This is a genomic window from Larkinella sp. C7 (genome assembly GCF_006149005.1).
In the GTDB taxonomy this organism is placed as follows: Bacteria; Bacteroidota; Bacteroidia; order Cytophagales; family Spirosomataceae; genus Larkinella.
Genome location: NZ_VBSL01000208.1, coordinates 1 through 386 on the forward strand (window position 1 = coordinate 1; position 386 = coordinate 386).

At 46.9% G+C, this 386-nt stretch carries 1 pseudogene; it reads right to left on the reverse strand.

The annotated features are described in order from the left end of the window. Positions 1-386 (reverse strand): annotated as a pseudogene (locus FH871_RS35130) (hypothetical protein); the annotation flags it as partial.

The window sequence follows — 386 nt, forward strand, 5'->3', positions numbered from 1 at the left end:
AGCAACAGCATCTCCCAAATTAGTTTCGCGAACTCGGACATTAGTCCGATCACCATTGAGCTCAACTGGATTATCCTCAAGAACCAGCTGGGAGCTTTCCGCTTCGTACTTGGCCTGAATCTTTTGAAGCAGGCCGGCAACGGCTGGATCTGGAGTGACATTTTGCAGTTGGTCTGCCGATAAATCTCCTGCGGCTAGAATCTGATCAGAATTCAGGGTGATATAGCCAATATTATGGAGATAGCTACCAGTTTGGTTGTAGGTGACATTCCCATCCTTAAGCTCTAGGACGGTGTGAGAATGTCCATCAATAACGATGACATTCTTATCTTTCAGCAGCTCATTTTGTGCTAAGGCCTGGGCTAGACTATCACCACGCCATTCTG